Annotated in this window: 21 protein-coding genes; 14 read left to right on the top strand and 7 right to left on the bottom strand. The window is 54.9% G+C overall.

The features are described from left to right. Positions 1–15 precede the first annotated feature (15 nt). Entirely contained in the window at positions 16–789 is a 774-nt protein-coding gene (locus ACT3RU_RS12715; protein ID WP_192526549.1) for an SDR family NAD(P)-dependent oxidoreductase, read from the top strand. Between the two features lie 68 nt (positions 790–857). Here ACT3RU_RS12715 and ACT3RU_RS12710 read toward each other — a convergent pair whose 3' ends face one another. Continuing rightward, positions 858–2,030, bottom strand: coding sequence for a UbiH/UbiF/VisC/COQ6 family ubiquinone biosynthesis hydroxylase (locus ACT3RU_RS12710; RefSeq protein ID WP_192526550.1), 1,173 nt, complete (start codon positions 2,028–2,030; stop codon positions 858–860). Between the two features lie 185 nt (positions 2,031–2,215). On the opposite strand from ACT3RU_RS12710, the gene ACT3RU_RS12705 reads away from it, so the two are divergent. Beyond that, a complete protein-coding gene (locus tag ACT3RU_RS12705) occupies positions 2,216–3,118 on the top strand; it encodes an NAD-dependent protein deacetylase (RefSeq protein ID WP_087107848.1) in 903 nt (300 codons plus the stop codon). Here ACT3RU_RS12705 and ACT3RU_RS12700 read toward each other — a convergent pair. Beyond that, positions 3,052–3,663 (bottom strand): DNA-3-methyladenine glycosylase, encoded by a 612-nt coding sequence (locus tag ACT3RU_RS12700; RefSeq protein ID WP_192526551.1) that lies wholly within the window; start codon positions 3,661–3,663, stop codon positions 3,052–3,054. The genes ACT3RU_RS12705 and ACT3RU_RS12700 overlap by 67 nt on opposite strands. A gap of 52 nt (positions 3,664–3,715) precedes the next feature. Between ACT3RU_RS12700 and ACT3RU_RS12695 the strand changes: the two genes are divergently transcribed. The 7 genes from ACT3RU_RS12695 (at position 3,716) to ACT3RU_RS12665 (ending at position 10,558) form a co-directional block, all read left to right on the top strand. Next, entirely contained in the window at positions 3,716–5,197 is a 1,482-nt protein-coding gene (locus tag ACT3RU_RS12695) for a protein adenylyltransferase SelO (protein ID WP_192526552.1), read from the top strand. A gap of 53 nt (positions 5,198–5,250) precedes the next feature. Next, entirely contained in the window at positions 5,251–6,297 is a 1,047-nt protein-coding gene (gene dinB / locus ACT3RU_RS12690; protein ID WP_192526553.1) for a DNA polymerase IV, read from the top strand. A gap of 178 nt (positions 6,298–6,475) precedes the next feature. Next, positions 6,476–7,303, top strand: a complete 828-nt coding sequence (locus ACT3RU_RS12685) for an alpha/beta fold hydrolase (protein WP_192526554.1) — start codon at positions 6,476–6,478, stop codon at positions 7,301–7,303. 9 nt (positions 7,304–7,312) lie between these two features. Beyond that, positions 7,313–7,564 carry a thiamine-binding protein gene (locus tag ACT3RU_RS12680; protein ID WP_172118653.1) on the top strand — a complete coding sequence of 84 codons (252 nt, stop codon included), beginning with the start codon at positions 7,313–7,315 and terminating at the stop codon, positions 7,562–7,564. A 136-nt stretch (positions 7,565–7,700) separates the two neighbouring features. Continuing rightward, positions 7,701–8,720 carry a TRAP transporter substrate-binding protein gene (locus ACT3RU_RS12675; RefSeq protein WP_192526555.1) on the top strand — a complete coding sequence of 340 codons (1,020 nt, stop codon included), beginning with the start codon at positions 7,701–7,703 and terminating at the stop codon, positions 8,718–8,720. A gap of 29 nt (positions 8,721–8,749) precedes the next feature. Continuing rightward, entirely contained in the window at positions 8,750–9,229 is a 480-nt protein-coding gene (locus ACT3RU_RS12670) for a TRAP transporter small permease (protein ID WP_225733674.1), read from the top strand. Positions 9,230–9,253: 24 nt separating this feature from the next. Beyond that, positions 9,254–10,558, top strand: coding sequence for a TRAP transporter large permease (locus tag ACT3RU_RS12665; RefSeq protein WP_192526556.1), 1,305 nt, complete (start codon positions 9,254–9,256; stop codon positions 10,556–10,558). A gap of 66 nt (positions 10,559–10,624) precedes the next feature. Here the strand turns inward: ACT3RU_RS12665 and gabT are convergent, their stop codons facing one another. From gabT to csiR, 4 genes are all read right to left on the bottom strand, one after another. After that, positions 10,625–11,899, bottom strand: a complete 1,275-nt coding sequence (gabT, locus tag ACT3RU_RS12660) for a 4-aminobutyrate--2-oxoglutarate transaminase (protein ID WP_192526557.1) — start codon at positions 11,897–11,899, stop codon at positions 10,625–10,627. A gap of 81 nt (positions 11,900–11,980) precedes the next feature. After that, entirely contained in the window at positions 11,981–13,195 is a 1,215-nt protein-coding gene (locus ACT3RU_RS12655; RefSeq protein ID WP_087107868.1) for a CaiB/BaiF CoA transferase family protein, read from the bottom strand. Between the two features lie 39 nt (positions 13,196–13,234). Further along, positions 13,235–14,413 carry an acyl-CoA dehydrogenase gene (locus tag ACT3RU_RS12650; RefSeq protein ID WP_087107870.1) on the bottom strand — a complete coding sequence of 393 codons (1,179 nt, stop codon included), beginning with the start codon at positions 14,411–14,413 and terminating at the stop codon, positions 13,235–13,237. Between the two features lie 145 nt (positions 14,414–14,558). After that, a complete protein-coding gene (gene csiR, locus ACT3RU_RS12645) occupies positions 14,559–15,248 on the bottom strand; it encodes a DNA-binding transcriptional regulator CsiR (protein WP_087107872.1) in 690 nt (229 codons plus the stop codon). Positions 15,249–15,366: 118 nt separating this feature from the next. Between csiR and lhgO the strand changes: the two genes are divergently transcribed. From lhgO to ACT3RU_RS12620, 5 genes are all read left to right on the top strand, one after another. Next, positions 15,367–16,563 carry an L-2-hydroxyglutarate oxidase gene (gene lhgO / locus ACT3RU_RS12640; protein ID WP_192526558.1) on the top strand — a complete coding sequence of 399 codons (1,197 nt, stop codon included), beginning with the start codon at positions 15,367–15,369 and terminating at the stop codon, positions 16,561–16,563. 120 nt (positions 16,564–16,683) lie between these two features. Further along, a complete protein-coding gene (locus tag ACT3RU_RS12635) occupies positions 16,684–17,643 on the top strand; it encodes a TAXI family TRAP transporter solute-binding subunit (protein WP_483392714.1) in 960 nt (319 codons plus the stop codon). A gap of 29 nt (positions 17,644–17,672) precedes the next feature. Further along, positions 17,673–18,170, top strand: coding sequence for a DUF1850 domain-containing protein (locus ACT3RU_RS12630; protein WP_483392713.1), 498 nt, complete (start codon positions 17,673–17,675; stop codon positions 18,168–18,170). Between the two features lie 81 nt (positions 18,171–18,251). Further along, the gene (locus ACT3RU_RS12625) at positions 18,252–20,270 is read left to right on the top strand and encodes a TRAP transporter permease (RefSeq protein ID WP_483392712.1); all 2,019 of its coding nucleotides are present in this window, start codon (positions 18,252–18,254) and stop codon (positions 20,268–20,270) included. Between the two features lie 88 nt (positions 20,271–20,358). Beyond that, positions 20,359–20,655 carry a YciI family protein gene (locus tag ACT3RU_RS12620; protein ID WP_483392711.1) on the top strand — a complete coding sequence of 99 codons (297 nt, stop codon included), beginning with the start codon at positions 20,359–20,361 and terminating at the stop codon, positions 20,653–20,655. Positions 20,656–20,744: 89 nt separating this feature from the next. Here the strand turns inward: ACT3RU_RS12620 and ACT3RU_RS12615 are convergent, their stop codons facing one another. Further along, entirely contained in the window at positions 20,745–23,270 is a 2,526-nt protein-coding gene (locus ACT3RU_RS12615) for a penicillin-binding protein 1A (protein WP_483392710.1), read from the bottom strand. Between the last annotated feature and the right edge of the window lie 149 nt (positions 23,271–23,419).

The following is a 23,419-nucleotide window of genomic DNA, read 5'->3' as shown; positions in this document are numbered from 1 at the left end:
GAGAAGAGGTGCTTGATGGTCACTAAAAAAGTTGCCGTTGTAACCGGTGGTGCGCGGGGAATCGGGCTTGCTGCCGTAGAGATTTTTCTTGCAAAGGGTTATGACGTAGCCGTGGTGGACATGAGCTATACGGTTGCCAACGAATTGGCCGAGACGTATAGCAGCGTGCTGCCAATCGAATGTGATGTTTCTAATCCTGATGACGTTAGCGCCATGGCTGCGGTCATCGAGCGCCAATATGGTCGTGTCGACGCGCTCGTCAATAACGCAGGAATAGCCGCTCTTCATCCGATAGAGGAGACTGGCTTTGATAGTTGGAAAAAAATCATGTCGGTGAACCTGGACGGCACCTTTCTTGTTACGCAAGCCCTTACGCCGCTGATGAAAAAGGTATCCGGAGCGATTGTTAACGTAGCTTCTATCGCGGGTTTGCGCGCCAGTACGTTAAGAACGGCTTATGGTACGTCCAAGGCGGCGGTTATTCATTTAACCAAGCAGCAGGCAATGGAGTTGGGCGAGCACGGTATAAGAGCCAACTGCGTGGCGCCTGGGCCCGTAGAGACGGAGTTATTGGCAAAGCTGGTGGAAGCCGCGCCGGAAATGAAAGCAAGCTACCTTGAGACCATTCCTCTTAACCGGTTTGGCCAGGAGAAAGAAATAGCCGAGGTGATTGCCTTTTTATGCTCCCCTGAAGGCGGGTATGTCACGGGGCAGACAATTGCGGTTGACGGTGGTTTTCAGTCAGCGGGAGTGGGGCTCACCGCCTTACGAAGTACTAATAACCCGTAAGTAGCTGGTGCAAGCTCCACTACTTGGCAGCCTGCGCCACTGCGTTTACCGACCGTTATCAAATACTTTTATCCCCTCTTAAACGGATTCAACCCATTGGCCTGTTGCATCATCATGCGCTTGGCGAGTGGGAAGCGTTCGGCCAAATGCAGGCTTAGATCACCCAGCTGGCGCAGCGGTTTGGCGCCGGTGAACAGGTGGTGGAAGCTGTCGGTCGCGGCGATCATGGCCTGATTTGCCACGCGGCGCTGGCACTCGAAGCGGTGCAGGTTAATGTGGTCGCCCGGGTCGCGGCCTTTAATAACCATCTCGGCCAATGTATCGGCATCGTGCAGGCCAATATTTAACCCTTGGCCTGCCAGCGGGTGAACCACATGGGCAGCATCGCCAATTAACGCCAAGCGCTTGCCGATATAGCGGCGGGCGTGCTGGCGTTTAATCGGGAAGCTGGCGCGAGCGACAATGCGGGTCAGTTTGCCCAGCCGCTTGGGGTACGCGTTTTCAATCGCCGCTTTAAGCGCGTCGTCATCCAGCGCTTCGCGGGCTTTGGTCGTCTCATCATGGTCGTACCATACTAACGATGCCCGATGGCCGGGTAGCGGCAGCATGGCGATGGGTCCGGTCGGCGTAAAGTATTGCCAGCTCACATCCTGCTGAGGAAGCGCTGTTTCCACGTTCACAATCAGCGCCCGCTGATGGTAGTTATGGCTAGTGACCTCGATGCCCGCTAGCTGGCGTAGCGTTGAACGCGCGCCGTCGGCACCGACCACCAGGCGCGCGCTCAGCATCTTGCCGTTATCCAGTTCGACCACCCGTTTGTCGCCAGCAATCAGCGTATTGATAGGTGCGCAGTGGGTATAACAGGTAACGCTGGGCAGCTCTTGAAGGCGCTGCCAAAGGGCGTGCTGAAGTGTTCGGTTTTCAATAAACAGGCCAAAATCGTCCATGCCGCTATCACTGGCAGAGAACACGCTATGCCCAGTGCCGTCCAGGTTGGAGACATCGATGTGGCGGAAGGGGCAGCAGCGTTCCTGGGGCAGTTCTGTACCGCTAAGCTTAACAAACGCCAGCGAGCGGGCGTTTAACGATGAAATACGCAGGTCATAATCGCCGCTCATGGGGGTAGGCTCGGCACCTCGCTCGATCAGTCCGATAGCGTAGCCCGCGTTACCCAACCGGGCCGCCAGCGCGGCTCCCACCATACCGCCGCCAACAATAATAATATCGTGATCGCTCTGCATGAGGCGCTCCTTCAATGCATGGTCAGGCATCGCTGCTCAGTACGCTGAGACCAAGTACGTTAAGACCCGGTACGTTGAGACCAGGTACGTTAAGACCAGGTACGTTGCATGTGCCCATAATGTCCTACAGTATCGTCGAGATAGGGGAAACTTGCCTAGGGCATCAATTGACGCAGGCCGTGGAAATGGAAAAAAGTGTGGCCCAGGCGGGGTTTGAGCTTGCTCGCTTTATCGAGCAGCACCCCAGGTTGTGGGTAATTACCGGCGCAGGTGTGAGTACCGATAGCGGTATTCCCGACTACCGCGACGCTAACGGTCAGTGGAAGCGGCCACCTCCTGTTCAGCATGGTGACTTTATGGCATCGCTCAGCGTGCGTCAGCGCTATTGGGCGCGTGCGCTGGTCGGATTTAAAGCACTCCGCGAAGCCCAAATAAGTGGCGCTCACCAGGCGTTGGCAGCGCTAGAGGCGATGGGGTTTGTAGAGCTTTTGGTAACGCAGAATGTTGACCGCCTTCATCAGCGGGCAGGTTCAAAGCGTGTCATCGACCTGCACGGTCGGGCGGATCTGGTGAAGTGCATGACCTGCCATTACCAGATGATGCGCCATGCCATGCATAGCGAAATGGCGCGCATGAACCCTGCCTTTGCGGTACTTAATGCCACGCACGCGCCAGATGGCGACGCTGACCTGGAAACCGATTTCAGTACGTTTCGCGTGCTTGATTGCCCGCGTTGCGGCGGTATTTTAAAGCCGGACGTGGTTTATTATGGCGATGTGGTGCCTGCAGAGCGTCGCCAAGCGGCGCAGGCAGGCTTGAACAAGGCGGATGCGGTGCTGGCCGTAGGCACGTCGTTAATGGTGTTTTCGGGCTACCGCTTCTGTCGTGATGCTCATGCCATGGGCTTGCCCATTGCCTCGCTGTCGCTGGGTGTTACCCGGGCAGATACGCTACTCAGCCATCAATGGCGCGCCCCATTAACGCCGGTATTAACCCATGCCGTTAAGCGGTTGACGCTGGGTCAGCGCGCTTTGGATACCCACGGGTTGCCTTCCAGCCAAAACCGCCAGGGCGCATCACGATCATGATGCTCGGCGTAGTCGATGCCGACACGCGGGCCGCTGGCAATGGGCGTCGAGTGGCTGCCTGCACATACCCACAACTGCTCGGCGCGCGTCATATCGTGGCTGTAAAGTGCTTTATCCACGCCAAGTGCCCGGGTGAGTTTGCCGGGCCCGTTACATAATTGCCTACCCGGTATACTGCGCCGCTCGCGCATGGCCGGTTCGTTAAGCACGGGTTCAACAGCGCGGATCAGCACTGCACAAGGCGACCCTTCAGGTTCGGTGACGATATTAAGCAGCCAGTGCATGCCATACACCAGGTACACGTAGGCGTGACCGGGCTGGCCGAACATCGCCGCCGTGCGAGGCGTTAATCCACGGTGGGCATGGCAGGCTGAGTCGTGGACGCCACAATAAGCTTCGGTTTCGACAATACGCGCCGCCATTTGAACGCCGTCTATAACTCGTACTAACCAGCAACCTAACAGGTCGTTGGCGACGGCGACGGTATCGCGTTGATAGAAGTCGCGTGGCACCGGAGGCAAAGGTAACCCGTGAAGAGATGACATTATCTCACCGCCTGCTTGAGTGAACTGCTAGGGTATTAGGAGATAACGCCCAATGATAGAGGAGGTGACTGTGCTGACGTTTGAGCATTTTTACAAAACACTACCTGAGCCGCTGTGGATGGCGTGCCAGCCCACGCCGGTAAAAGCGCCCAGCTTAATTGCCTTTAATCACTCCCTTGCTCAAACCCTGGGGGCGAGTGAGGTACCTGATAACGCCACGCTAGCGCAGTGGTTTAGCGGCAATACGCTGCCCCCGGGCGCGGACCCTATTGCGCTTGGCTATGCGGGCCACCAGTTTGGTAATTTTGTCTCTCAGTTGGGGGATGGCCGGGCACTTTTGCTGGGCGAAGTGGTAGACGAGCAGGGCCAGCGGCGGGATATACAGCTGAAGGGCAGCGGGCGAACTCCTTTTTCACGCGGCGGTGATGGCCGCTCGCCCTTGGGGCCTGTGCTGCGTGAGTACCTGGTCAGTGAATTTATGGCGGCGATTGGCGTACCCACTACGCGGGCGCTGGCCGCGGTAGCCAGCGGAGAGGTGGTTAGACGCCAACTACCTGAGCCAGGGGCTGTTTTTACCCGGGTGGCTCGCAGCCACGTGCGCGTTGGCACCTTTCAGTTTGCTGCGGTGCTGCGTAATGAACAGACCCTAAAAGCCCTGGCGGATTACGCGATTGAGCGCCACTACCCAGACGCGGCCCAGGCCGATGATCCTTACCTGGCACTGCTGGAGGCGGTTGTTGCCCGCCAGGCCGCGCTGGTGGCGCACTGGATGAGCGTAGGCTTTATCCACGGTGTGATGAATACTGATAACACCAGCATCACCGGGGAGACCATTGATTACGGACCCTGTGCCTTTATGGAGCAGTTTGATCCGCAAAAGGTGTTTAGCTCTATTGACGAGGCTGGCCGCTACGCCTTTGGCAATCAGCCCGCGATTGCCCAATGGAACCTGGCCCGCTTGGCGGAAACGTTACTGCCGCTAATGCAGACGCAGGGCGATGAAGCGGTGGAGCAGGCAACGCAAGCCATTCATCGTTTTACCGATATACATGCCGATGAGCAGCGCAAGCGTCAGGCGGACAAGTTAGGGCTTTCGTCTGATAGCGAGCAAGCCAATACGCTGATGGCGTCGCTTGAAATCCAAATGGCCCAAGGCAAGATGGATATGACGGCAACCTTTGACGCGCTGACCCAGTACGCCGCCTCACCAGGTGCCCAAACCCATGATGCCGTGCTTGCGTTAACCACTCAGCCTGACGCCTTGGGCGCGTGGATAGAAGCATGGCAGGCCGAATGTGTTGCCCATCAGGATGCAGCGCGTTGGGAAGCGATGCGGCACGCCAATCCGGTCGTTATTCCGCGTAACCACCGCGTTCAGGAGGTCATTAATGCCGCTTACGAGGGCGACTACGCACCTTTTCATACCTTGCTTGCAGCGGTGACTAAGCCCTTCGAGGATTCACCGGAAGCGCGCCGTCTGGCCGTTCCCGCCACCAGCAGCGAACAAGTATTGAGAACATTCTGCGGGACCTGAACAGGAAAAACCTGTGATAAACTGTGTTTTTTTACAGGTGAGAAGGGTGGCCAGTGCGCAAAATTATCCACTGCGACTGTGACTGCTTTTACGCGGCGGTAGAAATGCGCGACAACCCGGCGCTCAAGGATATTCCCATTGCCATTGGGGGGAGCGTCGAGCAGCGCGGGGTGGTCGCGACCTGCAATTATCCCGCCCGCGAATACGGCATTCATTCCGCCATGCCGATGGCTCAGGCACTGAAACGCTGCCCACATTTAACGCTTATCCGTGGCGATATGGCCAAGTACAAGGAAGTGGCGCGCCAGGTCTTTGCGATTTATCGCGAGGTGACCGATTTAATCGAACCGCTGTCGTTGGACGAGGCGTTTTTGGATGTCTCCGAAGTGACGCTGCACCAGGGCAGTGCCACGCGCATGGCGCAGGCGATCCGCGAGCGGGTTCGGCGAGAGGTAGGCATCACCGTGTCGGCGGGAGTGGCGCCCAACAAGTTCCTCGCCAAAATCGCCAGCGACTGGAACAAGCCGGACGGCCTGTGTGTGATTACGCCTGATGAAGTGGAGCGCTTTGTGCAGGCGCTGCCGGTGAAAAAGATTCATGGAGTGGGCCCACGCACCGCTGAAAAGATGGCGCGGCTGGATATCCATACCTGCGCTGACCTGCGCGCTCGCCCACTTACTGAGCTAGTGGAACAGTTTGGCCGCTTTGGTAAACGCCTGCACGAGTTAAGCCTCGGCCATGACGAGCGGCCGGTTAAAACCCATCGTGAGCGTAAATCGGTAAGTACCGAGCAGACCTATGCCAAGGACCTGCCCACGCTTGCGGCGTGCCGCCAACAACTCCCCGTGCTGTTAGAAGATTTAGAGCGCCGCTATGCCCGCTTGGACCCACCGCCTGGCGTAAGAGGGTTAATGGTCAAGGTGAAGTTTAACGATTTTACCCAAACCACGGTGGAGCATGCCGACCCCGCGCCCAACCTTGAGCAGTTCGAGACGCTGTTGAACGTTGGTTGGGCACGCGGCGAGCGCCCGGTGCGTCTGCTGGGGGTGGGGTATCGCCTGGCAGAAGCCGCACCCGCTGAGCAGCTCTCTCTGTTTTAGAAATCAGCGCCTACCGATATTTTGTTAGCCTGTTAAACCTTATGTCGATTGACGCTCTTTAGTTCGCACGTTAAAACGGTTGTATGAAAACGCTTGTATGAGAACGATTGTATGAAAACGGTATTGCCACGTGTACTGGCGACCATAACGGCGGCGTTAAAGGCCCAAGAGTTTTTTTATGACAACAACCCCCGCACGGCCTCATTTGATGTTTGCCCATGCCAATGGGTTTCCTGGGCTAAGCTATAAAAGCCTGCTCGAACCCTTGGCCGATACCTTTGAGATCCACCCCGTGGATCGGCTTGGCCATCATCCAGACTACCCAGTGAACCACAATTGGGCCAACCTGGTGGATGAGCTATTAAGCTATCTGCCGGATACCCAAGCGCCCCTGCTAGGCGTGGGGCATTCGCTGGGCGGCACGCTGATGGCCATGGCGGCCGACAAGCAGCCCGAGCGTTTTTGCGGGGTGATCCTGCTCGACCCGCCGTTGATGTTGGGAGCCGATGCCTGGGCCATGAAAGTGGCCAAGCGTTTTGGTTTTATGGATCGCATCACACCGGCAGGTAAGACCCAGGGCCGGCGCAGCGTATGGCCAAGCCGCGAGGTGATGGCTAAATCCTTAAGTCAGCGCGGCCTCTTTAGCCGCTTTACCCCGGCAGCGCTTAACGACTACATTGAAGCAGGTACCCGGCTTTTAGAGGATGGCAGCGCAGAATTGACGTTTGATCCGCGTGTCGAGGTGGAGATTTTTCGCCACTTGCCGGACCACCTTTCGCGCTTGCCGAGCCGGGTAGGCGTGCCGCTGGCGATTATTGCCGGTCAGGAGTCGGATTTGCTTACCACAGCGCGTATCAAACGTTTGAAGCGGAAAGGCTTAACCGTGAGCGACACGCCAGGAACCCATATGTTTCCGATGGAGCACCCCGACGAAACACGGTTAGCCATTCTGGCCGCTTGGCAGCGCTTTTCGAGTGCAGCGGGTAGGCCACCACACACAGCGTAAGGAGGCGTTATGTATCTTTCTGTACAGCTTAGCTACTACCCGCTGGGCAATGATGTTAAACCGCTAGTAAAAGACGTGGTCAAGCGCCTTGAGGCAACGGGGCTAGAGGTGTATCCCAACCGCATGAGCACTCAGATATTTGGTGAGTTCGATGCGGTGATGGCAGCCTTGAGCGAGGTGATGAAGTGGTCGTTTGAGACCTACGGCAAAGCGGTATTTACGGCCAATTTCCTGGAGGGCGATCGACGACCCCGTGATTAAGTTACGGCCTATCTTCCCAGATCTGTTATCACGCAGTGTCGCTATCTGACGCTTTTATGTCGCTATAGGAAACAGTTGGTTGGTCAATGAATGTAGTTTAAGAAATACCTTCAATAATAAATAGTAGGATCATTGAATGATTTCTAAAGCTGCTGCGAAAAAAAATGGGCTTAAGCCGGTAATAAACACATCTCTTCTATTAGGTTCGTTACTGGTGAACGGCTACGCTTTTGCTCAGTCAGCTAATATGGACTTTTCCAATGAATATAATGCGAACTCCATACACGCCCAAGGCGATGCCTATTTTATTGATAAAGTAGGCGAACTTACGGGTGGCGATATCAATATTACGCTACATACGGGTGGTGCTTTAGGCTTTAATTCAGGTGACCACTTTTATGCCGTTGCCGATGGCGCCGTTGATATAGCTGATACGCTTTCGGGTACCATGAGTGGAATTGACTCTATCTTCCTGCTCTCTTCCTTGCCCTTTATTGTTGAAAACGTCGAAGATGCGCGACGTTTATATGAAATAGCGAAACCTCATTACGAAGAAGTATTTGAAGATAATGACCAGATACTGCTTTATGCATCACCTTGGCCGCCGAGCGGCGTCTGGTCCAAGACGGCAATAGAGAGTCCGGATGACCTGGAAAACTTAAAAATCCGCACCTTTGATCGCAGTGGAACGGAAACTTTCCGAAATGTAGGCGCTTCACCCGTCAGCCTATCCTGGGGAGATGTGGTGCCTCAGCTAGCTACCGGTGGAATCAGTGCTGTATTAACCTCGGCAGAGGCGGGCGCGAATGGCAGTTTCTGGGAGCATCAGAACCATTTTGCGGGAGTTCAATATGCTATCCCGCTCAATATGGTGCATATGAATAAAGGTGTATTTGAGTCATTGAGCGCTGAACAGCAAGATGCACTTCTTGAAGCCGCCAACCTCACTGATCAGTACAATTGGGCGGCTGTTGAGACCCGTACCAAAGAAAACTATCAAACGCTTGGTGAGCATGATGTAGCCATCAATGATCCGGTATCAGCTGAGTTGCTTAGCGCGCTTTCGGATGCATCAGACAGCGTTATTGAGAATTGGCTACAAAACACTGGTGATGTGGGGCAATCAATCCTGATTGAGTTTAGAGGCGAGCAATGATGTTTCTAAAGAGCATGGAGCGAATCTCCATGCTGCTTAATAGAATCGGCGCTGTGATTGCCATCGTACTGATTATTTATATGCTGGCCCATATTCTTCTGGAGATAGCGCTGAGGTTTTTTGGCCAATCCACCTATATCCTGGATGAGTATATTGGCTATGCCGTTGCCACTATGTCGTTTCTAGGCCTTCCTTACGTACTTGAGAAAGGTGGGCTGATCAGAGTCTCCCTTCTGCTTGAACGTATCCCTGTGAATAAGCGATGGCCGCTTGAATTCTTCAGTAGCCTGGTAACCGCTGGCTGCTTTCTATGGATATCTACGTTCTGGCTGCAGAACGTTCAGCGGAGTTTTAGCCGAGGGGTGGTCAGTGAAACGCTCGCTGAAACGCCTATCTGGATACCCGAGGGCGCCATACTGATTGGTATGTGGCTGATCTCTTTTTCGCTTCTTGTCAGAGCCCTGAAAATACTGATGTTGCGCTCTCAGTATTTGCCTGTAGCTGAATAAGATTTAACTGATGGGAAGTCATGCATGGATATTTTTTGGACGGCTATAGGCGTTGCGGTTCTACTGCTTTTCTTTCTGACCATGGGCATGTGGATTTTTGCTGCCATGATGGCAGTGTCTATCGGCTCTCTTTGGCTGTTTGGAGATTTTAGTGCAGATCGCATTGGCCTGATTTTTTCTCGGATTTTATATCGGGCTAGCAACAGCTGGGAATTATCTGCTATTCCGCTGTTTATCCTGATGGGAGAGTTGATATTTCGCTCGAATATCTCGGAGCGTTTGTTCAAGGGACTTGTACCGATTACCAGCCATTTGCCCGGCGGAATACTCCATACCAACGTTTTGGGCTGCACATTATTTGCAGCCGTGAGTGGCTCCAGCGCGGCTACAACGGCCACCATTGGTAAAATTACTACTCAGGAGCTGAAAGAGAGAGGCTATGACAGAAATCTTTCGATTGGCTCTCTGGCAGGCGCCGGTAGTCTAGGCCTGTTGATTCCTCCATCAATCGTGATGATTGTCTATGGAGTGCAAGCGGAGGTGTCGATCAGTCAGCTGTTTATGGCAGGCGTGGTGCCCGGGCTTTTGATCGCTTTTCTCTACAGCTGCTACATCTGCTTCAGGTCCTGGATGTCGCCATCCTTAACGCCTAAAGCCGTGGTGTCTGAACAGACTATCTGGCAATCCTTTATGTTGCTGTTGCCCATATTATTGCTGATCTCCATTGTGATTGGATCAATCTATCGCGGCATTGCAACACCATCAGAAGCAGCAGCAGTGGGCGTGGCAGCTACTCTGATGCTATTGGGATTTGAAAGACAGCTAAACCTCAGGCTATTTGTTGAAGCATTTCGCGGGACGTTAATCACCACCATCATGGTGTGTAGCCTGCTAATCACAGCAACGCTTCTATCCACGGCGATGGGGTATCTACATCTACCGCGCGAGTTGGCAGGCTGGATTGCTGAGCAGAACTTCAGTCCCATGGTATTGCTGTTTGCGCTAGCCATTTTCTATATCGTGCTGGGGCTCTTCCTGGACGGTATTTCGATTACCGTAATGAGTTTGCCGATTACGCTCCCCATCGTTTTGCTGGCAGGGTTTGATCCAATCTGGTTTGGTATTTTTCTGATTATCATGATTGAACTTGGTCAGATTACCCCGCCTGTTGGCTTTAATCTCTTTGTACTGCAAAGCCTGACAGGTGAAAGCATCAGCCGTGTTGCCTGGGCATCACTGCCGTTTTTCCTGCTCATGTGTGTTGCTGCCATGCTGGTGAGCATCTGGCCACAAATTGCTCTTTGGCTGCCAAGATTTATGACAGGGTGACGGCAGATAAGCACTCAACGCGCCGCTCAATTTGAGCGGCGCGTTTGTTTTCGACACGTGGTCGTTCTAAACCAGCGACTCCAAACATGACTCGATAATATCCAGTCCTTCGTTCAAAACGTCGTCTTCGATGGTAATGGGCATTAAAAAGCGGATGGTATTGCCGTACATCCCACAGGAAAGCAGGATCAAACCCTCTTCGCGGGCTTTTTTGCATAATGCGCTGGCAAGCTCTGCATTGGGTGCTCGGGTAGTTTTATCAGCAACGAGTTCAAAGGCGGCCATAGCGCCCATGTGGCGAACATTAGCGACGCTTTCGTAACGTGCCTGCCACTGGTTAAAATGCTTGGCCAGCTTATCGCCGAGGGCTTGGCTTTTCTCCAGGACGTTCTCTTTCTCAAACACTTCCATAACGGCAAGTGCGGCAGCGCAGGCGGTTGGGCTGCCTGTGTAGGTGCCACCCAATGAGTTGGGGCCTGAGGCGTCCATTATTGTATCGGTGCCTACCACGGCTGAAATCGGCATGCCGTCGGCCATGCTTTTGGCCATGGTCATGATGTCGGGCTCAACACCGCTGTGCTCAATGGCGAACATCTTGCCTGTGCGCCCGAAGCCAGACTGTACCTCGTCAATAATCATCAGAATGCCGTGCTCATCACAGATGCCGCGAATTTTTTTAAGAAACGAGGCAGGCGCCGGGTAAAAGCCGCCTTCGCCAAGCACGGGTTCCAGGATGATGGCGGCGGTATTGGACGGGCCCGCGTCAGTTTTAAGCGCCATCATCAGGCCGCGAAGGGCTTCATCTTCACTGACACCGTGATAATCGACCGGGTAGGGCGCCCGAAATACGGTGCCTGGCATGGGGCCAAAGTCGGTTTGGTAGGGCGCTACTTTGCCGTTCATCGCCATGGTGAAGAAGGTGCGGCCATGGTAGCCGCCATCAAAGCAGATGACGTTAGCGCGTCCGGTCGCTGCGCGGGCAATCTTGACGGCATTTTCCAGCGCTTCGGCGCCGGAGTTGGCCAGCATTACCTTGGCGTGGCCACGAACCGGTACCAGGTGGCTAAGTTTTTCGGCTACACGAACGTAGCCTTCATAGGGCATGACCGTTTGGCAGGTATGCATCACCTTGTCGAGCTGTGCCTTCACCGCGGCAACCACTTTAGGATGGCGGTGGCCGATGTTCAGGACGCCTATTCCGCCAGCAAAATCGATAAATCGGTTGCCATCAGCATCCCACACTTCGGCGTTTTCGGCATGGTCGGCAAACGCTGTGGCAGGGCTCGCTGCGCCGTTGGCAACGTATTTCCGCTTTAGTTCGTTTAGCTCAGCATTGCTCATGGCTCAACTCCTATCTAATAAGGGATAGGCTTTCAGCATAGTGCGTAATTAATAGGCGTAAACACCGTATACGCCGAGCAATCAAATAATACCTGCCTCACGCAGTGCCTGCTGTTGGGCCGGGCTAATGCCGATGTCGTCTAACACATGTTCAGTATGCTCACCCAAGCCTGGCGGTGCTGTGCTGGCGCTCATGGAGTGACCATTGACGCGAATAGGGTTAGCCACCAGGTCCACCTGGCCCGACTGTGTGTGGGGCAGGGTCTGTTTTAAGCCGCGCGCTTTTACATGCGGGTCATCAAATACGCGGTCAAGCGTATTGATGGGGCCGCTGGGCACGCCTGCTGCTTCAAAGGCGGTCAGCCATGTATCCATGGTTCGATGAGCAAGGGCCGCTTCGAGTAGGGGCACGAGTGTTTCACGGTGGTTAACACGGGCACCGTTGGTGGCGAAACGCTCATCAAGCGGCAGGTCGCTTAGCGATAGCACCTCACAAAAGCGCGTAAACTGTGCGTCATTGCCTACGGCCACAATGATGTGTCCATCCGCGGTCGCAAACGCTTGATAGGGCACGATGTTAGGGTGTGCATTGCCCAAGCGTTGAGGCACGTTGCCGGAGGTTAAGTAGTTAAGCGCTTGATTGGCCAGCACGCCGACCTGGACATCCATCAGCGCCATATCAATATGGCAGCCAACGCCGCTGTCACGGCGTTGGTAAAGCGCTGCCAGCACAGCGTTGGCGGCATACAGGCCAGTAAAAATATCGGTAAACGCCACGCCGCTCTTCACCGGGCCGCCACCGGGTTCACTGTCGGGTTTACCGGTTAAACTCATGATGCCGCCCATGGCTTGAATCATAAAGTCGTAGCCTGCGCGGTGGGCGTAGGGACTTTCCTGGCCAAAACCGGTAATGGAGCAGTAGATCAGTGCCGGGTTAAGCGCTTGCAGGCTGGCGTAATCCAAGCCGTATTTTTTAAGGCCGCCGACTTTAAAGTTCTCGAGCAGCACATCTGACTGGGCGACGAGCTGCTTAATCAGCGTTTGGCCTTCTGGCCTGGCCATATCAATCGTTACCGAGCGTTTGCCCCGGTTGGCGCACAGGTAATAGGCTGATTCTGCGGTGTTTTCAAGCCAAGGAGGCCCCCAGTGGCGCGTGTCGTCACCGCTGCCTGGACGCTCGACCTTCACTACATCGGCCCCCATGTCCGCGAGCATTTGGCCACACCAGGGCCCGGCCAGTACGCGAGAAATATCGAGTACCTTAATGCCCGCCAGCGGTTTGGTTACGTTGCTCATGATGATTCCTGTGGCCTGTTGTGGTTTGTGCGCGGCAGCTTAGAAAAATGCCTGAATGCCGGTTTGAGAGCGGCCAAGAATCAACGCGTGAACATCGTGGGTACCTTCGTAGGTATTCACTGATTCCAGGTTCACCATATGGCGAATGACCCCATACTCGTCGGAAACGCCGTTACCGCCGTGCATATCTCGCGACATGCGCGCAATATCCAGCGCCTTGCCGCAGTTGTTACGTTTGATCAACGAAATCATTTCCGGCGCCCAGTTGCCGCTATCCATCAGGCGGCCCACCTGAAGCGCGGCCTGAAGGCCCAGGGTGATTTCCGTTTGCATATCGGCCAGCTTTTTCTGGATCAACTGGTTAGCCGCCAGTGGGCGGTTAAACTGCTTGCGGTCCAGAGTGTACTGGCGGGCGGCATGCCAGCAGAATTCAGCAGTGCCCATTACGCCCCATGCAATGCCATAACGCGCTTTGTTCAAGCAGCCAAAAGGCCCTTTAAGGCCGCTGACGTTAGGCAGCAGGTTCTCTTCAGGGACAAAGGCGCCATCCAGTACGATTTCACCGGTAATCGAGGCGCGAAGCGACACCTTGCCTTCAATTTTTGGGGTGGAGAAACCTTCCGTGCCGCGCTCAACGATAAAGCCTTTGATCTGGTTGTCGTGGGCTGCCGACTTGGCCCATACCACGGCGATATCGGCAATGGGGCTGTTGGTAATCCACATTTTGGCGCCGGTTAACCGGTAGCCGCCGTCGACTTTTTCAGCACGCGTAATCATCGAGCCCGGGTCAGAGCCATGGTCGGGTTCGGTAAGGCCAAAACAGCCGACCATTTCACCGCTGGCAAGCCTGGGCAGGTACTTTTGTTTTTGCTCTTTTGAGCCGTACGCTTCAATGGGATACATCACCAGCGACGACTGTACGCTCATGGCCGAACGGTAGCCGGAATCGACACGCTCTACTTCTCGGGCTATCAAGCCGTACGCAACGTGGTTAACGCCTGCGCCGCCGTACTCTGGGGAAACGGTCGCGCCCAGCAGGCCCAGTTCTCCCATCTCCGTCATGATCTCTCGGTCAAAACGCTCTTCACGAAATGCACTTAATACACGGGGCTGCAGGTTGTTTTGGCAGTAGTCGTGGGCGGCATCACGAATCTGGCGCTCTTCCTCTGTGAGCTGGTGCTCCAGCAATAGCGGGTCGTCCCAATTGAAATGTGTCATTACGTAGTCTCCTGAGGATTCTTGAGGAAAACAGATTCGCGTCGACACATCCAGGCGCCCACGCCGATCCAGCGATCTACTTTGAAAGCCATTCCAATTTATCGCCGTTACTTTAAAATATCTACATTTTTTTAAAATGAAGAATTTATTGGATGCCGCGCGCCTTAAGCACTTGCGTAATGATGGGGACTGGCGTCATCAAGTGATCGCGCATTAACGTGTCAGCCTGCTCGGCATTGCGGGCCAAAATAACCTCAACAAGGGCGGCGTGCTCTTGGCGCTTTTGCGCGAGTGCGGTGGGCGACATAACGGTTTCCTGTAGCCACAAGTGGCGGTAACGTTCCACCTGATCAAACAGAGTGTGGCGCATTTGCAGCAGGTGAGGGGAGTTGCAGCCGCTGGCAATCGCGGTATGGAACGCCTTGTGACGTGTATCCCAGCCATCAAGTAGTTCATCGGGCGAGCTGATATCGGTTACCCTGGAAAGCCGGTGCGCCGTGGCTACCACCGAGGCTTCCCACTCATCGTCGCCCCGCTCAATGGCCAGGCGCAAAATAAGCCCTTCCAGTTGGGCACGTGCGTCATAAATATCGTTAAGCTCAGCAAGTGACATGGGTGCTACGCGGTATCCCCGCTGGCTAATAGCCACGACCAGGCGGTCGGCTACCAGTTGCGAAAGCGCCTCCCGCAGTGGCCCGGTACTAACGCCGTAATGCTCCTTTAAGCGGCTCATAAGAAGCTTCTCTTCAGGCGCATAGCGGCCTCGGATAATGTCGTGCTTGAGCGTGCGGTAAGCGTTAATCGCTAAATTTTGACGCGGCGCATCTGGCTCCATGGCAATCTCCATTGCTATAACATCGGCTCTCTGGTGATAGGGTGAAAAAACGGCGAAGATACAAGAATAGCGGTTATTATTACTAAAAATTAACACTTTGGCATAAGAGGCGTGATTGATGTGGGATTTCATCATTATTGGCGGCGGAATCCTTGGGATGTCTACCGCGATGCAGCTGCAGCAGACCTATCCTGATAAACGTCTGCTGGTGCTTGAAAAAGAGAGCGGCCCCGCCCAGCATCAATCCGGCCATAACAGCGGTGTTATTCATGCCGGGGTGTACTATACGCCGGGCAGTTTGAAGGCGCGGTTTTGCCTTGAAGGCAACCGAGCAACGCGGGCGTTTTGTGATCAGCATGGGGTCGATTACTCCATTTGCGGCAAGCTGCTGGTGGCCACTGATGCCCTTGAAATCCAGCGCATGCAAGCGCTTTGGGAACGTACTGCGGCCAATGGCTTGGAGCGTGAGTGGCTTAGCGCGGAGGCGCTGAAAGAGCGTGAGCCGAATATCCGTGGCGAGGCCGCTATTTACGTCCCTTCAAGCGGCATCGTCGATTATGCCCAAGTGACTCGCGCTATGGCCGCTGAGTTTGAGCGCCTTGGCGGGAAAATTCGCTATGGCGTTGAGGTGAAAGGGTTGGTAGAGCGCCGTGCCGAGGTGGTGGTCACCACCTCCAGCGATACGTTGAGCAGCCGCTATCTGGTGACCTGTGCCGGGTTAATGGCTGACCGGGTGATCCGCATGCTGGGTCAGAAACCAGGCTTTACCATCTGCCCGTTCCGGGGGGAGTATTACTTACTGCCCGAGCAGCATAATCATATCGTTAACCACTTGATTTACCCTATTCCGGACCCGGGCATGCCGTTTTTGGGCGTACATTTAACCCGAATGATCGATGGTCGCGTAACGGTCGGCCCCAACGCGGTACTGGCGTTAAAGCGTGAAGGCTATCGAAAACAGGATATGTCGCTACGCGATATAGGTCAGATGTTGTCCCATCCCGGTATTTTAAAGGTATTGGGCAAGCACCTTAAGCCAGGAATCGGGGAGATGAAAAACTCGTTCTATAAGCGTGGCTACCTGGAACTGGTCCGCAAATATTGCCCTGATATCAATATTGATGATCTTCAACCTTACCCCGCAGGCGTTCGCGCCCAGGCCGTATCCCGGGACGGTAAGTTGGTCGATGACTTCTTATTCGTGAATACACGGCGGACGGTGAACGTGGGCAACGCCCCTTCGCCAGCGGCAACGTCGGCGCTTCCTATTGGTGCGCATATTACTCAGCAGGTCGTGGCACTATTGTCCCATTAACATCAACACAACAGCCGTGCTAACGTCACGTGGCCGCCGCTGCGAATGCAGCGGCAAGCGCAACAAATATTCTGATCGTCACGCATACTTATAAGTCCAAGCCGGACGGAGGCAACTCGCATGCAAACACTAAAATATGCAGCCGCAGCATCCCTGCTCGCCATAGCACTGCCCGCCAGCGCCCAACAGCTCTCTATCGCCACTGGCGGTACTGGGGGCGTTTACTACCCTATTGGCGGCGGCCTGGCTGAAATGATCAATAACCATATTGAAGGTGCTCAAGCGACGGCGGAAGTGACCGGCGCCTCGGTTGAAAATATGGGACTCATCATGCGCGGCGACGCCGACCTTGCCACCGCACTTGCCGACACGGTGTACCAAGCCTATACCGGCACCGACGATTTTGAAGGGCGTCAGGTGGAAAACACCCGAGCGCTGGCATCCCTCTACCCCAATGCGGTGCAGTTGGTGACGCTTGCCGAATCCGATATTCAAAGCATCAATGACTTGGCGGGCAAGCGCGTTTCTGTTGGCGCACCGGGTAGCGGTACCGAGCTTAACGCCCGCGCCGTACTGGAAGCCAACGGTATTAGCTACGAAGACTTCACTCCCCAGCGGCTCAATTTTAACGAAACGGCCGATGCCATCCGTGATGGCGATATTGATGCCGGTTTCTGGAGCGTAGGCCCGCCAACCAGCTCAATTCTTAACCTGGCAGCCACGCGTGACATTCGCTTGATCAGCCTGTCCGATGAAGAAATTGCCAACGCGCAGGAAGAGGAAGCGGTATTTGCTCCCTACGAGCTTGCCGCTGGCATGTACGAAGGCATGGACGAAGCCGTTCAGACTATCGGCATTCCCAATGTCCTGGTGGTTAACGCCGATATGGATGAAGAGCTTGCCTACCAGCTGACCCAGCTGCTGTTTGAGCACACCGATGAGCTGATTGCCGTCCACCCAGCAGCCAACGACACCACGATTGAGTTCACCATGAACTCAACGCCCGTGCCGCTGCACCCGGGCGCAATTCGCTACTTTGAGGAAATGGATGTCGAAATTCCGGACCGTTTGCGTCCGTAACGACGCCTTCATCTAACGGAGCATTCGTCATGCAGTGGCAACAAAAACTGATGGCGCTCCTATTGGTCTGCTTACCGTTCGCCGAGGCTGGGGCTGCCCCCGCCTCGGCATCTGCGTACCTTACGGTTACCACCGAACATGGCGAAACGCTGTTGGAGGAAGCCGCTCCTGAAGGCGTGCGTTGGTGCATTCAGTGGCAGCATTCGGTTGAACACTTCACAGTACTGGATTGCTATCGCAACGCCGAAGGTGTCATGCAGCTTGAGCGCAGCCATCAGCCCGACTTTGCCGCAGGACTTGGGCACATTGTTGGCCGAGGTGAGCAGGTATCCGATGGCCAGGGCGGTTATTGGATCAATGCGATTAACGAGCCTGTCATCAATAACCGGTATGTACTTCGAGTAGGCGCTAACGCGGTCAACCATCAAGTGGTGTGGCCCGGTGGCGAGCACCCTGACATTAGCCTGAGCGAGCAAGCAGCAGGGCAGCGAGTCATCATCCAGCTGGTTGAGCCAGAGCGCTACTGAAAGCAATAAGCGTTTATAAAATCCGATCAGCTCAAACGCTGACTTGGTAAAAACAAGCTAGACAACACTTCCGAGGACTTCATGAACGAATCCACTCCACCGCCGGTATTAATGCCGGGCGGTAATGCGATTCAACCCCGTCTGGTGCTGCGGTGTATCACCATTGTGGCTGTAGGGCTTTCCCTGTTCCAGCTCTACTCAGCCGGTATTCAGCCGTTGGGGCTGTTTTACCAGCGCGGTATCCACTTGGCGCTGATTATGCTGTTGGCGTTTTTAATGTTCCCGGTTTTTGGGCCGAATCGTAAACGGGGCATCTTCGGCTGGGGAATTGATCTTGTCTTTTTAGCGGGGGCGCTGATCACCGGCGGCTACCTGGTGCTGTTTTTAGACGAGATTATCAATCGTGCAGGTTTTTGGAGTGAAACCGATATTCTGGTGGCCTGCATTGCGACCGTCACGGTACTGGAAGCCAGCCGCCGGGCTGTAGGCTTCGGGATGACGATTATTGGCGTGCTGGCCATCATATACGCCTTTGCCGGGCCACGCGGTGAGCTGCCTTGGTTAGGCGAGTGGATGCCCGGTATTTTAAATCATCGCGGCTATTCTCTGGACCGAGTGGCAGGCCAGCTTTACTTGGGCCAGGAAGGTATCTTTGGTTTGCCGTTAGGGGTTGCCGCGACCTACATCTTTATCTTTGTGCTGTTTGGGGCATTTTTAGAGAGCACTGGGGCGGGAAAATTCTTTATCGATATGGCTTACGCCGCGACGGGCCGCCAGCGCGGTGGCCCGGCGAAAGCGGCTGTGCTGGCGTCGGCGGGCATGGGGTCTATCTCGGGTAGCGCGATTGCCAACGTGGTAACCACGGGCGCGTTTACTATCCCGCTGATGAAAAAACTGGGCTATCAGCCCAAGCAGGCGGGAGGAATTGAAGCCGCAGCCTCCACCGGTGGGCAAATTATGCCGCCGCTGATGGGCGCAGGTGCCTTTTTGATAGCCGAGTACACCAATACGCCGTACCTGGATATTGTCAAAGTCAGTATTTTACCGGCGATCATGTACTTCGCGACGGTGTATCTGTTTGTACATATTATTGCCCTTAAACAGGGAATGCAGGGCATGCCGAGAAGCGAGCTGCCGAAAATGCGCCAGGTCATGAAGGATGGCTGGCATTTTCTGCTGCCGCTGGCCGTGCTGGTATGGCTTCTGGTAATGAATCTATCGCCCATGCGGGTCGGCTACTACGCGGTGATTACCATGATTGCCGTGGCCGTTTTACGTTACGCGTTATGGTACTTCTTTGTCGCGCCTGGCCAGGGCCAGCCGGTGACTTTGAGGCGGACCCAAGAGGTAGTTTGGATCGGCCTGGTGAAGCTGGTGCAGGGCCTTGAACTGGGCGCACGCAATGCCGTGGCTGTCTCCATGGCGTGTGCGGTGGCGGGCATTATCGTGGGTGTTGTTGGGTTAACCGGCTTGGGGCTTAAGTTCTCCTCCATGATGCTCGCTTTCTCGGGCGGCAATCTGGTGCTCGCCTTGGTCATGGTGTTGTTGGCAAGTCTGATTCTCGGTATGGGTCTGCCGGTCACTGCAAGCTATATCGTGCTCATTGTACTGGTGGGCCCGGCGCTAACGGCGGAGTTTGGCGTTCCGTTGCTGGTGGCTCACCTGGTAGTATTCTGGTACTCCCAGGACTCTAACGTGACGCCGCCCATCGCCTTGGCAGGGTTTGCCGGGGCTGCAATCGCGGGCAGTAAACCGATGGAAACCGGCTTTCAGGCGTGGAAATTTGCCAAGGGGCTTTATCTCATTCCGCTGTTTATGGTGTTCAATCCGGAGATTATTGTCGGCGGCCCGGTGCCGGTGGTGATCTGGAATGCGGTCATTGCGATTTTTGCGCTGTGCGCCTTTGCCGCTGCCCTTGAGGGGTATTTGTTTACCCGTATGGGCTGGTTGCCGCGTCTTGCCATTGGCGCCGCTATTGTGGGGGTTTTCTATCCCAGCCTGATCACCGAGATTGCCGGTGTTGTCGTCATGATCGTCGCGATTGGCACAAACTGGCGAACCAGTAAGCGTGAAGCGCCAACGGCTCCCCTCGCTTACTAACAACATTAGCATTTATGAGCAATACTCATGGGTTGGACAGTCGGTCGGCCTGTGAGTATTGCCTGACAAGCATTAGTTGGGGTTGTATATGAAGCAATATGCTGTGGTAGCTCATGATTACACGGATGAAGGTGCTTTAGATCGTCGTATAGCGTGCCGACAAAGCCATTTAGATGGGTTGCGTAGACTTTATCAGCAAGGCAGCTTTATCAGTGGCGGGGTTATATTGAGTGATGATGGCAAAATGATTGGTTCAAATGCACACTTTCAGTTTATCAGTCGGGATGCCTTACAAGCTTGGCTTGAGCAAGAGCCGTATGTTACTCAAAAGGTCTGGGAGCATATTGATATTCGCGAAGTGAAGCTTTTCGATCCAACCATTTGAGCCTGTTCTTTACTTAAAAAGCCCGGAGACCATTAGGTTTCCGGGCTTTTGCGTTTCTTGAGTTAGCGGTTACATGGCTTCAGGCTTGCTTAGAAGATGGATTCCGCTGTACCTGAGCCTTGTGAGCCGCTGGCTTCTTCCAGCTCGCGGCTAATTCCGCGCGGTTGGTAGTCGGGCAAGTGGTCGCGGTGGAAGAACTCGCTGATGCCTCCCGGCTGGTTGTCATGTAAACGTCGGCCTGAGTTAGGGTCTACCCGTGCAGTCACCACCGTGTCAGGACGCTCGGGCACGGCGGAGGGTGTGCCTTCAAGCGCTTTACCCATAAAGGCGTTCCAAATAGGCAGTGCAGCATTGGCGCCATACTCGGCAATGGTTTCGTTGCTGTCTTTGCCCACCCAAACGGTCGTCACCAGGTCGGTGTTAAAGCCTGCAAACCATGCATCACGCTGGCTGTTGGTGGTGCCGGTTTTACCGACGATATCTTCACGGTTAAGACTCAGCGCCCCACGGCCAGTACCCGAGGTAATAACATCACGCAGCATATCGCGCAGAATGTAGGTGGCCGCTGCGTTGGCAACGCGTTTGGCAACCGGGTATTCACGGCCATCAATCTCAACGGTTTCCTGGCCCTCTGCACAGCTGGGGCAAGCCACCTGGGGTGTCGCTTCATCAATGAGCTCGTGATCATCATTGCGGGTTACGCGTTCAATAAACCATGGCGCCACCTGAAATCCGCCATTGGCAATCACGGAGTAGGCGTTGGTCATTTCCATGGGCGTTAGGCTTGCGCTGCCCAAGGCCAAAGAGAGGCCATGAGGCAGGCGGCCTGGCGCGAAGCCAAAACCTTCCAGATAGTTGATCGTATGATCAAGCCCCATCGCCTGTAGAACGCGAATGGTGACCAGGTTGCGCGAACGAGCAAGTGCCGGGCGCAAGCGCATCGGTCCTGCGAAGTCGCGGCTGGAGTTAACAGGGCGCCAGAGTGAGTTACTGCCATCGTCCAGTACAACAGGCGCGTCATTGATCACGGTGGAAGCGTTCATTTCGCCATCTTCAAGTGCCGCAAGGTAAATGAAGGGCTTGAAAATAGAACCCGACTGGCGCTGTGCCTGAACCGCGCGATTAAACTTGCTGGCGTTAAAATCAAACCCGCCCTGCAAGGCGAGAATGGCGCCGGTACGCGGGTCCTGAGCAACGAGCGAACCTTCCGCATCTGGCCGTTGAGAAAGACGTACGGTGCCATCCTGAGTTTCGAGAATGCGAACCAGGTCGCCGCGTACGGCAATCTGGTCGGCAGAGCTTGGCTCAGCACCACGACTGCGCGGGCTGTTATAGGTACGTGCCCAGCTTAAGCCGTCCCAGTTAATGGTTTCCAGCTCGCCGCCACGGGTAAGTACCTGCATTTCACGACCACTGCTTTCCACGACGATAGCGGGTTTTAGCAGACCATAGTTGGGGGTGCGTTCAAGCACCTGCAGCCAGTTACTGACATCGCCCTCAACGCCGGCGATCTCCGTTTGGCTGCGCTCGGCAGCCTGGCGTGCGGTCTGACGAATTTCTGGTGACTCGGCAAGCTCTTCTTCCAACCCTTGGGTTGCCGTACGCTCCTGGGCTTCAACGAGACTGGGAGCTATATCGTGCTGTTCAGCGCCCCGCCAGCCATGGCGTAAATCATACTCAAGCAGGCCAGTCGCCAGGGCCTCGCGGGCAAACGGCTGAAGCTCGCTGTCCAGGGTCGTATAAATGCGGTAGCCGCCGGTATAGGCGGTATCGCCAAAGCGCTCAACTGCGTATTGACGTGCCATCTCTGCAACGTAAGAAGCATCTACTTCGGTTTGGGTGAAGTGACGACGTGCAGTGACCGGCTCCTGTACGGCAGCCTGATAAGTCGTGTCATCAATAAAGCCCAGCTCGCGCATACGGAACAATATCCAGTTGCGACGTATCAGTGAGCGCTCGGAGTTGGCCAACGGGTTAAACGCGGAAGGCGCTTTAGGCAACCCGGCAATCATGGCCGTTTCTGCAAGCGTCAGTTCGGAAAGCGGCTTGTCGTAATAGGTATCGGCAGCGGCTGCAATGCCATACGCTCGATTTCCTAAGAAAATTTTGTTAACGTAAAGTTCGAATATCTCATGCTTGCTGAGCAGTTTTTCCATCTGCAGAGCCAGCAGAATTTCACGCAGCTTACGAGTAAAGGTTTGGTCAAGCGTCAGCATATAGTTACGCGCGACCTGCATAGTGATGGTGGAGCCGCCTGATTGAATGGCACCACTTCGGGCAAGCTCAACGGCCGCCCTTGCGAGTCCTCGAGGATCAACCCCCGAGTGCTCAAAGTAATTGGTGTCCTCGGCGGCCACCAGAGCGTTGACCATGTTCTGAGGTATTTCGTCGAAATCAACGACGATGCGCCGTTCCTCACCAAACTCACCGATTAACTTACCGTCATTGGTGAAAATTCGTAGAGGTGAGTGAAGCTCGAAGTCTTGCAACTGACGAACATCAGGTAAGCCAGGCGAAAAATAGATAGCCGCGCCCACCATGGCTAACGCGGCGGCCCCGACTAACGACACGATAAGAAAGAACAGCGACAGAATGAGGGTTCGCAAAAACGTCATGAACAGAGGGCACCCATGAAAAGGAGAATAGGATCGGCATCCAAGCGGCCGTATCGCGCAATTGGCTGCCATTATAGGAAGGCGAGGCAGCGGCCACCAGTGTTGATATGCCGTAAATATAACGGCGCGTTACCTGACTAGCGCGTTAT

Origin of the sequence: Halomonas sp. TP35, from assembly GCF_052375975.1 — a bacterium.
GTDB lineage: Bacteria > Pseudomonadota > Gammaproteobacteria > Pseudomonadales > Halomonadaceae > Vreelandella > Vreelandella citrativorans.
Note: the sequence above shows the minus strand (reverse complement) of the source record. Positions and strands in the feature narration are given on the sequence as shown.